The organism is Phenylobacterium sp., from assembly GCF_031412415.1.
Lineage (GTDB): Bacteria > Pseudomonadota > Alphaproteobacteria > Caulobacterales > Caulobacteraceae > Phenylobacterium.
On record NZ_JANOCX010000063.1, the window covers coordinates 1 to 12,338 of the forward strand.

Here is a 12,338-nt window from a genome sequence, read left to right on the forward strand (position 1 = left end):
TGCTCGGTCGCGACGCGGTGAGCCGCCTTGGCCGCGGCGTCATGGCTGGCGAAGGTTTCGGAATAGGTCCCGTCCATCCGGTAGGCCCAGCCTCCGTCGTGCTCGACGATCTCGTACTTCACAGATGACATGGCTGGCTCCTTGAGGCGCTGCGCAGGCGTCCTCATCAGAAGCCGGGCTGTCGCGATCCGTTCCCGACCCTATGCTGACCGCCGTTCTTCAGACCTCAATTTCGCGGACATCCCATGCCCCGTTCTCTCGACTTCCTCGGCGCCACCGGCATCGGGGTCAGCGACCTGGCCGCCTCGGCGGCGTTCTACAAGGCCGCCCTCGGCCTCAAGGAAATCCAGACCTTCAAGCTGCCCTACATGGACGAGATCGTCCTGGCCCACGAGGGCCGCACGGCGGTGGTGCTGATGCACTGGACCGATGGCTCGGAGCGGAACTACGCCAACGTGCCCGTGAAGCTGGTGTTCTACGTCACCGACCCGAAGGCGGTGGCCCAGCGCATCAAGGACGCCGGCGGCCGGATGACCTTGGATCCCGCGCCGCAGGCCAGCCTGGGCGGCGCCATGGTCGGGCTGGGCAAGGACCTGGACGGCTATGTGATCGAGCTGTTGCAGGCGCCGCCGCCCAAGACATGAGGTCGCGGGCCCGGCCTTAAATGGCGCGGCAGGCAGAAAGCCGCTAAGGGTCGGTTCAGTGCGGGGGCTTCGCGCCAGGCGGGAGCCATATGACGGACAATCACTCCTCCGAGGGCGTCGAGCGCCTGATGGAGAACCCCGACCTCGCCGAAGCGCTGGGCAACGACCGGTTCAAGCAGTTCCTGGATCAGATTCCGGTCGCGGTGGCGGTCTCGGAGATGAGCGCGGGCGATCGGATCGTCTACGCCAACCTGGAGTTCCAACGCCTGACCGGACAGGCCGAAGACGCCATCGTGGGCGGGGCCTGGACCGACCTGCCCGGCGACGCCGTCAGCGGCGAAACTCGGCTGGGCGAAGCCGTTGGCGCCGAGCGCGACTATATCGGGACCTACGCCCTGCCCGGCGAGGGCGAGCCCCTGATCGTGGACGCCTGGTCCAACATCATCGAGGACGACGGCGGCGCGCCGGTCTTCCGCCTGGTGGCGCTGGTCGAGTCCGGCGCCGGACCCTCGGTGCTGGATGAGTTGCAGGACAAGGTGCGGGAAAAGGACACCCAGCTCCGCGAGCTGCAGCACCGGGTGAAGAACAATCTGCAGATGATCACCGCCCTGATCCGGGTGGAGGCCAAGAGCGTCGCCGACCGGACGACCGGGGACGGCTTCGACCGCCTGGCCGGACGGGTGGAGGCGCTGGGCCTGCTGTACAATTCGTTGGGGGACGGCGGCTCGGACGACGCCGTCGACCTCGGCGTCTATCTGAGCGAGATCGCTTCGGCCGTCATGCGCGCCCACGCCGTGGAGGGCATCCGCCTGGACATGCAGGTGGACACCTGGCCGGTCTCCATCGACGTGGCCATGCCGACCGGATTGGTGGTCAACGAACTGCTGACCAACGCGCTGAAGCACGCCTTCGAGGGCCGCGACGGCGGCGTCATCACCCTGCGCTGCGTCTCCGAGGCCTCGGGCTGCCGGGTGGTGGTGGCCGACGACGGGGTGGGCCTGCCCGAGGGCGTTTCCTGGCCCAAGCCCGGAAAGCTGTCGTCGCTGATCGTCCGCTCGCTGCTGCAGAACGCCAAGGCTTCGATCAACGTGGTCTCGGCGCCGGGCGAAGGCGCCGAGGTGACGATCCTGTTCACCAGCGCCAACGCGGCGCCCGTCGCGACCTGATCCAACGAGCCGAAGCCCCCCTCACCCGGAGGGGAAGCATCTGTCCCTAGCCGACCGCGATGGCTTCGATCTCCACCAAGAGGGCCGGATCGGCCAGGGCCTTGACCACCAGCAGGGTGGTGGCGGGCGGGGGCGACGGTAGGGTCGCGAACGCCGCGCCGTAGAAGTCGCCCATTTGGGCCGCGTCGGTCAGGTAGATGGTCAGCTTGGCGATGTTGGCGTTGGTCATGCCCGCGGCCGCCAGGACGGCGTTGAGATTGGCGATGGCCTGCTTGCCCTGGTCGCCCACGCCGGCGGGGACCGAGCCGTCGGCGGCGGCGCCCACCTGGCCGGAGATGTAGAGGGTGCGCGCGGCGCCCTTGGCCTCGACGGCGGCGCTGTAGGCCGGATGCGGCGGGCGGTCGGGCAGGTTGATGGCGGTCAGCATGGTGGCTTCCTCTCAGGGCTTTGTTGTCGTGGGCCGCAGGGCGCGCAGGCGGTCGAACTCTTCAATGACGGCGGGGCGATAGGGGGCGATGGGCCGGCCGGAACGCGAGACCACCAGCAGACCCTGATAGATCAACGCCAGCCGCCGCGCGGCGTGGCCGGCGGCCGGCCCCAGCTCGTGGGCCAGGACCCGCTCAAGGGATTGATCGACGATATCGAGGCCGCGGGCGATCAGGTCGGCGGCCGGCGCGCTCCCCTGCCCGCCGAACTCGATGACGCCGTTGATGACCAGGCAGCCGAAGCCGTCGGTCATGGGCGGTTCGAAGAGGCCGAGATAGGCCGCCTCAACCTCGTCCAGGGTGACGGCGGCGCCCAGGCGCGGCTCGATGACCAGCCGGAAATAGTGGCCGAAGGCGGCGCGGTAGAGCCCCTCCTTGTCGCCAAAGGCGTTGTAGAGGCTGCCGGCGCTTAAGCCCGTGGCGCGCTCCAGGTCGCGGACGGAGGCGCCGGCGAAGCCATGCTCACGGAAGGTCATCATGGCGCCGTCCAGCACGGCGGCTTCGTCGAAGGTGCGGGTGCGTCCCATAGGTGGGATATTAGGACGACTGTTTTAGAATGTCCATCTTAGAATTCGGATCGCAGGCGGGTCGCGGCCTCAGCGCGCGTCGCCTCCGTCCTCGGGCGTGACCTCCAGCGCCTGGCGGTGGCGCTGCATGGCGTCACTGAAGGAGGCCGCCAGGATGCCAGTGGGCATGGCGATGAAGCCGATGCTGAAGATGGCGGTGACGGCGGCTAGCACCTTGCCCAGCAGGGTCACGGGATAGACGTCGCCGTAGCCGATGGTGGTCATGGTGGCGACCGACCACCAGAGCGCGCGCGGAATGCTGCCGAACTTGTCGGGCTGGATGGCGCCCTCGGCCAGGTAGAGGGCGGTGGCCGCGGCGATCATCAGGAAGAAGCCGGCGGCCAGGCTGAGCAGCAGCTCTTCGCGGCGCAGGGTGATGGCCTCGACCATGTAGTCGAAGGCCCGCGACATGCGCCCCAGCTTGGCCAGGCGCAGGATGCGCCCCACCCGGACCAGGCGCAGCAGCAGGGCGCTGGACCCGCCCACCACGGCCAGCGAGGCGATGATGGCGATCAGGTCGGTGATGGCGGATGGGGACAGGACGAAGCGCAGCCGCTCGCGCCACGGATGGGCGACGGGGTCACGCTCCGGCGCGGTCCAGAGGCGCAGGGCGTATTCGAGGCTGAACATCAGACCGAGCGCGATCTCGGCGGCGACGAAGATGTGGCCGTAGACGTCGGCGATGGTCTGCTCGGTCTCGATGATGGCCAGCGCCGTGGCGACCAGGATCAGGATGACGAGGATCGAGTTCGCGAGGGAGAGGCCCCGCGCGCGGTGTGCGCGTGGGTCGAGTTGCTCGTGGATGCGGGCGCGGAGGGACATGGATGGGGGCCGAGGTGGGTGGTGGCCCATGGTGGCGGTGTTGGGGTGCGGGAGTCTCGGATTATCGCGGGAAGGTCGGATGAGATCGGGTTGAAGAAATTCGCATGGTGTCCCCGAATTCTTCCGATTTCGAAGGCGGTTCCTGGCTTTGCGGCGAGGTCGCGCCCCCTTCTTACGGCCGATGAGGCTTGAAGTAGCCAAGCCGGGTCTCGGCGTCGCGACGGCGGAGGGCCAGCGACCAGCGGTCGAACACCAGGTCGTAGCGGTCGGCCTGCTGGCCGCTGGTGAGCGAGACGATCATCAGCTTGCCGGAGATCTTTGGCACCAGGCCGACGCCGAGGTCCCCGCTGGCCAAGCGCAGCAGGGCGCCGTGGCGGACCGTGCGGCGCAGGGGCGCGACCAGCATGGGCAGGCCCTCGGTCTGACCTGGGGCGAAGACCACCTCGTCCTCCACCGTGCCGAAGGGTTCGCGCAGGGCCGAGATCGGGACCGTCACCACCTCGATCTTGTCGAGGCCCGGCGTGCCGAACACCACGGCGATCCGTTCGTCGGCGTCGAGGATGTCGGTGGCGAAGCACAGCAGGGCCTGGAGCCCGTCGGCCGCCACGAACCAGCGCCCCGCGCGCAAGGCGCCGCGCTGAAGCGTGCGGGGGAATCCCTCGAACGACACCGACATGGCGCTGTTATGCCGTCGAACCGGGCGCGCCGTCTAAGGCGCATTTCTGGGACGGGCGATGAAGACGTCAGGTTGAAGTTGTTCCTTGTTTGTTCTTTACATTCCACCGTTATCTGGCACACTCCACTGCCGCCATGAGGCGGCTGACCGGAGTCGCCGATGACCGCCCTGCCCGCTCGCGTCGCCGGATATTCGCCTGAGCTGGGGGCGGAGATCGTGCGGCGGGTGGCGGCGGGGGAAAGCATTCGCGCCATCGGGCGAGACCCGGCCATGCCGGCGGCGGCGACCATCCACAAGTGGCTGGGCGAGAACCCCGACTTCGCCGAGCAGCGGCGCTCGGCGCGGAGCCAGGCGCGGGCGGCGGCGGCGAGCGCGCATCTGGCGATGATCGAGGCGCGCAAGGCGCGGCGCAAGCATGACTGGGGGCGCAGCGACCTCTACAGCGTGGCGGTCGGCGAGGCGATCTGCCAGGCGCTGGCGGACGGCGAGAGCATGGTCGACATCTGCGCCCGGTCCGGCATGCCGGCGGCTGGGACTGTCTATGAATGGCTGCGGGTCCATCCCGATTTCAGCGACATGTATGTGCAGGCGCGCGGCGTGCAGGCCGAGCTGCTGGCCGACGAGGCCTGGACCATCGCCAAGGCGGCGGCGCCGGCGACCGTGCCGGTGGCGCGGCTGCAGTTCGACGTGATCCGCTGGCGGGCCGCGCGGCTGGCGCCCAAGGTGTGGGGCGAGGACACCAAGGCCTCGGGACCGCCGAAGATCAATGTGTTCGTCCAGAACTTCGGCGACGGAGAGGTGATCAGCGGGCCGGGCGTGGACGAAGGTTGAGGCGGGCGGCGAAAAAAGTACGCGCGGCGTGTCGGCATGGCCCGACCTGGCCCGTCCTCAGACCAGGACCGCACCGAGGGGTAAGCCGTGAGAGACCTGATCCTGAAAATGGCCATGTCGGTCGACGGTTTCGTAAGCGACGTGGATGGCGTGAACCGATGGATGTTCGGCGCCGATGAGGAGGCCAAGGCCTGGGGCGTGGAGACGATCTGGAACGCCAGCCTGCACATCATGGGCAGCCGCAGCTTCGAGGGCATGGCCAACTACTGGCAGACCTCCACCGACGTGTTCGCCGCCCCGATGAACCAGATCCCCAAGGCCGTCTTCTCGCGCCAGGGCCGCGCGATCCTGAGCAAGGTGAGCACGGCGGCGGCGCTCGACGCCGCCCGCGTCCAGGGGCACGGCGGCGAGCTCGCGGCGCTGCAGCCCGGCGCGGAGAGCTGGTCGCAGGCCCATGTGGCCGGCGGCGACCTCGCCCAGGAGATCGCGCGGCTGAAGGCCCAGGACGGCAAGCCGATCATCGCCCATGGCGGGGTGAGTTTCGCGCGCAGCCTGGTCGCCCGGGGCCTGGTCGACCAGTTCGTCCTGATCGTGGCGCCTGTCGCGCTGGGCCAGGGCTTGCCGCTGTTCTGCGACCTGGCCGAACATGCGCCGCTCAGGCTGGTGAGCTCGAAAGCCTTTTCAGGCGGCGCGGTGGCGCAGATCTATCGGGGCGCCTAACCTGGCGGTGAGGAGATAGCGATGTGCGCGAAACCAACCTTCGAGACCGTGACCCTGTTCGCCGAGGCGTTCCCCGAGACGCGGGCGTTCTACCTTTCGGTCCTGGGCCTGCCGCTGGTCTATGAGGACGAGGTCTCGGCGGTGTTCGAGTTCGGCGGGGTGATGATCAACGTGCTGGCCCTGTCGCAGGCCGACGAACTGGTCACGCCCGGCGCGTCGCGGGGCGCCGGCGCCGGGGTCAGCAGCCTGCTGACGCTGCTGGTCGACGACTGCGACCTCTATTGCCACATGCTGGTCAAGGCCGGTGTCACCCTGCGCAACGGGCCCGTCGATCGCCCCTGGGGCCGGCGAACCGCGGCCTTCGCCGATCCGTCGGGGCACGTGTGGGAGGTCGCCCAGAAGCTGGAGGCCGGCGCGCCATGACGGACGAACGGGTCAAGGGACCAGCCTCGTACTTCCCCTCCATCGAGAAGACCTACGGCCGCCCGATCGCCGAGTGGCAGGACCTGGTGCGCAAGCACGGCCCGGCCAAACACATGGAACTGGTGGCCATGCTCAAGACCGAGCATGGCATGGGTCACGGGCACGCGAACGCGGTCGTCGCCTACACCCTGGCGCAGGACAAGGCCTAGCGGCCTGGGGCGCGGCGGCTAGTCGTCGAAGCCGACGAAGACCGTGGCCTCGGCCACCGCCTTGCGCTCGGAGACCACGGCGTTGGCGGGGAAGTCGTCGTCGGGCCAGCCGAGCGCGACGCTCTTCATGATCACCTGGTCGTCGGCGATGCCGGCGTGCTCGCGCACCACGGGCGACTGCATGATGCCCTGGCTGTTGATCACCGCGCCCAGGCCGCGCGACCAGGCGGCGTTGACCAGGGCGGTGGTGACGGCGCCGCAGTCGAAGGGGGTGTCGTCGCTGCCGTCCAGCACCTTGTCATAGGTGACGATCACGCAGACCGGGGCGTCGAACTGGCGGAAGCCGCGCAGCACCCAGTCCTGGCGCATCTCCTTGTCGTCGCGGGCGATGCCCATGGCGGCGAACAGTTGCTTGGCCACGCCCACCTGGCGGTCGCGGTGCTGGCCGGCGAAGGCCTGGCCCTGGCGGAACTCGCGCGACTGGGGCACGCCGGCCACCATCCGCTCGGTGTTGCCGGCGCGGATCCTGTCCAGGGGCTCGCCGCTGATGACGTAGAAGTTCCAGGGCTGGGTGTTCATTGACGAGGGCGCGCGCATGGCCAGGCCGATGATCTCCTCGATCAGGGCCCTGGGAACCGGGTCGGGCTTGTAGCCGCGGATGCTGCGGCGACCGAGGATGACGTCGTCAAACTGCATGGAGCGTCTCTGAAAAGGTTGGCGTGGTTGCAATAGGCCGAGACGTGCCAGCTTTCGGCCGCCAAGCCAATGTCCGCATCGCGGGTCGGACTTGCGAGGCGCCGTGGGGGGCCGCATGCTCGCGCCGACTGAATGCGGGGACGCGCCGGTGGATTTGGCGGACCAGGACCTGAGGGCCGCAGCCCCGATCCAGCTGGCGCGGGAGCGGCCGTTCCGCCTGGGCGCGGTGGACGTGCGGCCGGCCACCCGCGAGGTGGTGGGTCGCCATGGCCGCGAGGTGCTGGAGCCCCGGGTCATGCAGGTGCTGGTGGCGCTCGCCCGGGCCGGGGGCGAGATCGTCACCCGCGACGACCTGATCGCCAGCTGCTGGGACGGCCGGATCGTCGGCGAGGACGCGATCAACCGGGTGATCTCGCGCCTGCGCCGCCATTCCGAGGGCGTGGGGCGCGACGGCTGGAGCCTGGAGACGGTGACCAAGGTCGGCTACCGCCTGGTTCCGGCCGGTGAGCGCGGCGAGTTGGCCCCCGCCCCGCCGGCGGCGGCGGATTCGCGGCGACGCGCGCTGGTGCTGAGCGGCGGGGCGTTAGGGGTCCTGGCGCTGGCGGGCGGCGGCCTGGCCTGGAGCCTGCGGCCCAGGATCTCGGCCAAGGCCCAGACCCTGTACGACAAGGGCCGCGAGGCCCTGCGCCAGGGCCAGGCCGAACCGACTGCCCAGGCCGTGGGATTCCTGCGCGAGGCGGTGGCCGAACAGCCGGACTTCGCCCCGGCCTGGGGCGCGCTGGCCCAGGCGTATCAGAAGAGCCTGACCTTCACCGATCCGGCGCGGCAGGCCGGGGTCCACGCCCAGGCGGAGGCGGCGGCGCGCCGGGCGATGACGCTCGATCCCGACCAGCCCGAGGCCGCGGCCGCCTTGGCGATGCTGACGCCGATCTACCGCAACTGGGCCGAAGCCGAGACGCGGTTCCTGCGCGCCTTGGCCTTGCACCCCAGGGAGCCGGCGGTTTGCGTGGGCTACTGCAAGCTGATGCTGAGCGTCGGGCGCATCAAGGCGGCGCTAGGCGCGTCCGAGACGGCGCTCGCCGCCGATCCCTACTCGCCCTATCACCATTCCAGCCTGGGCCTGGCGCTCTGGAGCCTGGGGCGCACCGAGGAGGCCGAACGGGTGGCGCGCAAGGCGCTGACCCTTTGGCCGCGGCACCTGGCGATCTGGTTCCTGCTGTTTCACATTCTGGCCTATGGCGGACGGGGGGACGAGGCGATGGCCCTGGCCGCCCAGGTGGACGGCCGCCCCCTGAGCGTGCCGCCGGAAGACATCGAGCTCAGCCTGACGGGTGTGCGCGCCCTGCTGACCCGCGCCCCGGCCGAGGTGGAGATTGCGGTGCGGGCCCATCTGGCGGCGGCGGCGCGCGGCGTCGGCTTCGCCGAGAACGCCATGCAGTGGATGTCGGCCCTGGGCCAACTGGACGCGGCGTTCGTCGTGGCGCGGGGGCTCTTCTTCGATGAGGGCTTCCGCCTGGGGTCGCAGCGCTATTCCGCAGGCCAGGGGCGGTTCATGCGGGCGCAGGCGCGCAACACCTATCAGCTGTTCATGCCGGCGACGGCGGCGCTGCGGGCCGATCCGCGGTTCCCCGGCCTGGCCGCGGAGCTGGGACTGGCGGCGTACTGGCGGGGTCCGGGGCGGGCGCCGGACGATCCCGCGTGGGCGCGGACGGCCTAGGCGCTGCCCGCAACCTGTTGGAATTCCACATCATCAGGAGATGATCGGCGCTTCATCAGCCGCACGTCCTGTCGATCTTCGCGGGTCCGGGGCGATGTCGAGACGTCGGGACGATCCCGGCCTCCATCGCAAAGGACTCGACGGACATGCGCACCCCAACCCTGCTCGCCGCCACGCTGGCGCTCTTGGCACCCACCGCGGCCCTGGCGGCCGGCGACCAGACCTGGAAGGTCGGCAACAACAGCTATCATCTCTACTTCAGCGACCTGGACACCGCCGCCGGCCGCGCCCATGCGCTGGCGCGGGTGGAACGCGCGGCGGGGAAGCTGTGCGTCGAAGGCACGCGGGCGCGGCGGCAGGCCTGCGTCGCCAAGGTGGTCGAGACCTCGACCAGCGGATCGGCGCGCCAGTCCCTGCGGCTCGCCCTCGAAGAGCGGGCCTCGACCCAGCTGGCCCGCGCGCCGAACCGCTAGGCCCGCCGCTACAGCCAAGCTACGCCCACAAACCGCCGTTTTAAACCGACATGGAATCGGCCGACCAAGGGGTGTTTGGATCGGCGGAGGAACGGGCATGATCTTGCGTACGACGGGCGTGGCGTTGGCCGGGGCGGCGTTGCTGGGCCTGGGGGGCTGCGCCACCAAGGACTATGTGAACCAACAGGTGGGACTGGTCTCCAGCCGGGTCGCCGACCATGACACCCGCCTGGCGGGCCTGGACCAGACCTCGCGCGACGCCCTGCAGCGGGCCGACGCGGCGGGCAAGCTGGCCCAGGGCAAGTTCGTCTATGCGATGGTGCTGTCGGACGACAGCATGAAGTTCGGGGTGTCGCAGGCGACCCTGTCGCCCGAGGCCCAGGCCCGGCTTGACGCCTTCGTCGAGAAGCTGAAGACCGAGAACCGCAACGTCTATGTGGAGGTCCAGGGCCACACCGACGCGACCGGCTCCAAGGAAGGCAATTATCGCCTGGGCGAGCAGCGGGCCGAGGCCGTGCGCCGCTATCTGAACAAGCAGGGGGTGGCGCTGAACCGGATCGGCACGATCTCGTACGGCGCCGATGCGCCCGTGGCCCCCAACACCGACCGAGCGGGCCGCGAGGCCAACCGCCGGGTGGTGCTGATCGTCCTGGCCTGACGGACCGGCCGCCAGACTTTTCATGACCCAGACTCGCCGCTCGGGGGGGCGCCTGATCACCCTGGCGGTAAGCGGGGCCACGCACGTCGCCGTGCTGCTGGCGCTATTCCTGTCCCAGGCCGCCGCGCCCCGGGCGCCCGACCCCGTGGCGATGCAGGTGGCCCTGTTCGAGATGCCCAAGCCGCCGAAGCCGGAGGCGCCGCCCCTGCCCGCCCCCGAGGCCCCGGCCAAAAAGGCGACGCCGACCAAGGCGCCGCCGGTCAACGCCGCGCCGGCGAAGATCACACCGCGCCTGGTGCGCGCCGCCCCGGTCGCCGTTCCCCTGCCGAAGGGTGAGACCCCGACCGCCGACCCTGGCGTCGAGTTGAGCGACGCCCAGGTGGCGGGCGCGACGACAGCCGGCGGCGGGGGCGCGGGGGGCGGAGGCGGCGAATGCGACATGCCCAAGCGGCTGCAGGCGGCGCTGCGCAAGGACCGCATGGTCCAGGCAGCCGCGGCCCAGGCCCATCGCGGCAAGGCCCTGCTGGTCTGGAACGGCGACTGGGTGCGTCACCCGGGCCAGGAAGGCGGGGGCCTCGCCACCGTGCGCGAGGCGATCATGTGGGAGGTCGGGTTCGCGCCGCCGGCCTGCCGCGCCGAGCCCGTGCGGGGCCTGGTGCTGATTTCACTCAGCGACGGCCCAGGCGCGGCGCGACTCGTCGTCGGCTCAGCGCAGTGGCGCTGGTCGGACCTGCTGTTCGCCCGATCGGGCGCGGCGCGGCCCTAGGCCAGACCTAGAACAGGCCGGCGCGCTGGCCGATCACGATGATGGCGATGACGATCGCGATGACCTGGAGGATCCAGTTCAGCGGCGACGGGATCGGCATTTTCTGGATCGCCCAGATGGCCAGGGACAGCAGGACGATGACGATGACGACAAGGATCAGGATGCTCATGCGCAGCTAAACCTTCGCCGTGGCGATCCGTTCCATTGAAGCTATGCTTCGAGGAAACGGGGGTCGCGATGGGGTGGTCTGTCGGCGTGGTTCTGGCCGCCGTGGCGGTGCTGCTGGCCGGCTGCATGCGCCCGGCGGCGATCGCCGCGCCCGAGGGGGTCAAGCTCACCCCGCTGCGGTCGATCTCAACGCTGGAGGCGCGAGTTCTGCTGGCCCTGACCGGTGTCAAGGGCGTGAGCGTGAACCACGCCGTGGACTGCTACCGGATGGAGTATGCCGGCGTGGGCGCCGGCGGCCAGGCGGTGCGACTGAGCGGCCTGCTGGCCCTGCCCCGGGGCGTGGCGCCCCGACGGGTGGCGAGCTTCCAGCACGGGACCAGCACCACCCCCAGCGCGATTCCGTCGAAGCCGGACGGTACGGGCCTGGCCGCGGCGATCCTGTTCGCGGGCAATGGCTACGCCCTGGCGGCGCCGGACTATCCGGGACTGGGCGTCTCGGGCGGACGCCATCCCTACTATGTGGCCGATGCGATCGGTCCCGCCGTGGTGGGCATGATCGACGCGGTCCAGAGGTTGGAGGGCGTGCCGGACCGGCCGGTGTTCCTGGCCGGGTTCTCGGAGGGCGGCTGGGCAAGCCTGGCGGCCCTACAGCGACTGGAGGCGCGCGGGACACCGGTGCTGGGCTCGGCCCAGGTGGCCGGCGCCTACGACCTGCGCCATGTGTCGCTGCCGGCCGCGCTGAAGGGCGGGGCGGCGTCGCACACCTTGTACCTGGCCTATGCGGCCTGGGGGCAAGCGGCCTATTACGGCCATCGGCTGGACAGCGTGCTGACGCCGGAACACGCGGCGCTGGTCGAGCGGCTGTTCGCCGGGGCCAGGCCGAAGGAAATCCTGAGCGCCCTGCCCGCCGATCCCCGGACGATCTTCAACGCCGCTTTCCTGGAGGCCTACGACCGCGGCGGAGCGCACTGGTACCTGGACACCTTCGCCGCCAACAGCCTGGCGGACGTGACGCCGCGCGCGCCCGTTCGGATGTACTACGGCTCGCAGGATAAGGACGTGGTCCCGCAGGAGGCGCTGGGCGCAGCCAAGGCGATGGCGGCGCGCGGCGCGGACGTGCGTGCGGTCGACGTGGGGCCGGTGGGGCACGACGCCTCGATGCTGGCCGCCGCGCCGTCGATCCTGGCTTGGCTGGCCGAACTGGAGGCGCGCGGGACACCGGTGCTGGGCTCGGCCCAGGTGGCCGGCGCCTACGACCTGCGCCATGTGTCGCTGCCGGCCGCGCTGAAGGGCGGGGCGGCGTCGCACACCTTGTACC

17 protein-coding genes are annotated in these 12,338 nt (G+C 70.4%); 11 read left to right on the forward strand and 6 right to left on the reverse strand.

Annotated elements, in window-relative coordinates; genetic code table 11:
* Window positions 1-245 precede the first annotated feature (245 nt).
* Together RMO04_RS03160 and RMO04_RS03165 are read left to right on the forward strand one after the other, a co-directional pair.
* On the forward strand, window positions 246-644 hold the full coding sequence (locus tag RMO04_RS03160) for a VOC family protein (RefSeq protein ID WP_309643343.1): 399 nt from the start codon (window positions 246-248) through the stop codon (window positions 642-644).
* 89 nt (window positions 645-733) lie between these two features.
* On the forward strand, window positions 734-1,810 hold the full coding sequence (locus RMO04_RS03165) for a histidine kinase dimerization/phosphoacceptor domain -containing protein (RefSeq protein WP_309643344.1): 1,077 nt from the start codon (window positions 734-736) through the stop codon (window positions 1,808-1,810).
* Between the two features lie 46 nt (window positions 1,811-1,856).
* On the opposite strand, the gene RMO04_RS03170 is transcribed toward RMO04_RS03165, so the two are convergent.
* From RMO04_RS03170 to RMO04_RS03185, 4 genes are all read right to left on the reverse strand, one after another.
* The gene (locus RMO04_RS03170; RefSeq protein ID WP_309643345.1) at window positions 1,857-2,237 is read right to left on the reverse strand and encodes a RidA family protein; all 381 of its coding nucleotides are present in this window, start codon (window positions 2,235-2,237) and stop codon (window positions 1,857-1,859) included.
* Window positions 2,238-2,249: 12 nt separating this feature from the next.
* A complete protein-coding gene (locus RMO04_RS03175; protein WP_309643346.1) occupies window positions 2,250-2,822 on the reverse strand; it encodes a TetR/AcrR family transcriptional regulator in 573 nt (190 codons plus the stop codon).
* A gap of 69 nt (window positions 2,823-2,891) precedes the next feature.
* A complete protein-coding gene (locus RMO04_RS03180; RefSeq protein ID WP_309643347.1) occupies window positions 2,892-3,683 on the reverse strand; it encodes an ion transporter in 792 nt (263 codons plus the stop codon).
* A gap of 172 nt (window positions 3,684-3,855) precedes the next feature.
* Window positions 3,856-4,359, reverse strand: a complete 504-nt coding sequence (locus RMO04_RS03185; protein WP_309643348.1) for a hypothetical protein — start codon at window positions 4,357-4,359, stop codon at window positions 3,856-3,858.
* Window positions 4,360-4,518: 159 nt separating this feature from the next.
* Here RMO04_RS03185 and RMO04_RS03190 point away from each other — a divergent pair, with 159 nt between their 5' ends.
* The 4 genes from RMO04_RS03190 to RMO04_RS03205 all read left to right on the forward strand — a co-directional run bounded on the left by RMO04_RS03190 (window position 4,519) and on the right by RMO04_RS03205 (window position 6,542).
* The gene (locus RMO04_RS03190) at window positions 4,519-5,190 is read left to right on the forward strand and encodes a hypothetical protein (RefSeq protein ID WP_309643349.1); all 672 of its coding nucleotides are present in this window, start codon (window positions 4,519-4,521) and stop codon (window positions 5,188-5,190) included.
* A gap of 87 nt (window positions 5,191-5,277) precedes the next feature.
* On the forward strand, window positions 5,278-5,910 hold the full coding sequence (locus tag RMO04_RS03195) for a dihydrofolate reductase family protein (protein ID WP_309643350.1): 633 nt from the start codon (window positions 5,278-5,280) through the stop codon (window positions 5,908-5,910).
* A 21-nt stretch (window positions 5,911-5,931) separates the two neighbouring features.
* Entirely contained in the window at window positions 5,932-6,333 is a 402-nt protein-coding gene (locus tag RMO04_RS03200) for a VOC family protein (protein ID WP_309643351.1), read from the forward strand.
* Window positions 6,330-6,542: a DUF4287 domain-containing protein gene (locus RMO04_RS03205; RefSeq protein WP_309643352.1), complete on the forward strand. Its 213-nt coding sequence runs from the start codon at window positions 6,330-6,332 to the stop codon at window positions 6,540-6,542. Before RMO04_RS03200 ends, RMO04_RS03205 begins: the two co-directional genes overlap by 4 nt.
* 18 nt (window positions 6,543-6,560) lie before the next feature.
* Here RMO04_RS03205 and RMO04_RS03210 read toward each other — a convergent pair whose 3' ends face one another.
* Window positions 6,561-7,238, reverse strand: coding sequence for a nitroreductase (locus RMO04_RS03210; protein ID WP_309643353.1), 678 nt, complete (start codon window positions 7,236-7,238; stop codon window positions 6,561-6,563).
* A gap of 115 nt (window positions 7,239-7,353) precedes the next feature.
* Here RMO04_RS03210 and RMO04_RS03215 point away from each other — a divergent pair, with 115 nt between their 5' ends.
* The 4 genes from RMO04_RS03215 (at window position 7,354) to RMO04_RS03230 (ending at window position 10,852) form a co-directional block, all read left to right on the forward strand.
* Window positions 7,354-8,955 carry a winged helix-turn-helix domain-containing protein gene (locus RMO04_RS03215; protein WP_309643354.1) on the forward strand — a complete coding sequence of 534 codons (1,602 nt, stop codon included), beginning with the start codon at window positions 7,354-7,356 and terminating at the stop codon, window positions 8,953-8,955.
* Between the two features lie 146 nt (window positions 8,956-9,101).
* Window positions 9,102-9,428 (forward strand): UrcA family protein, encoded by a 327-nt coding sequence (locus tag RMO04_RS03220; RefSeq protein ID WP_309643355.1) that lies wholly within the window; start codon window positions 9,102-9,104, stop codon window positions 9,426-9,428.
* A 97-nt stretch (window positions 9,429-9,525) separates the two neighbouring features.
* Complete coding sequence (locus RMO04_RS03225; protein WP_309643356.1) at window positions 9,526-10,086, forward strand: OmpA family protein; 561 nt, start codon at window positions 9,526-9,528, stop codon at window positions 10,084-10,086.
* Between the two features lie 22 nt (window positions 10,087-10,108).
* A complete protein-coding gene (locus RMO04_RS03230; protein WP_309643357.1) occupies window positions 10,109-10,852 on the forward strand; it encodes a hypothetical protein in 744 nt (247 codons plus the stop codon).
* A gap of 7 nt (window positions 10,853-10,859) precedes the next feature.
* Here the strand turns inward: RMO04_RS03230 and RMO04_RS03235 are convergent, their stop codons facing one another.
* On the reverse strand, window positions 10,860-11,021 hold the full coding sequence (locus RMO04_RS03235; protein WP_309643358.1) for a hypothetical protein: 162 nt from the start codon (window positions 11,019-11,021) through the stop codon (window positions 10,860-10,862).
* Between the two features lie 68 nt (window positions 11,022-11,089).
* Between RMO04_RS03235 and RMO04_RS03240 the strand changes: the two genes are divergently transcribed.
* The coding region (locus RMO04_RS03240; protein WP_309643359.1) for a hypothetical protein at window positions 11,090-12,338 on the forward strand (1,249 nt) is incomplete at its 3' end.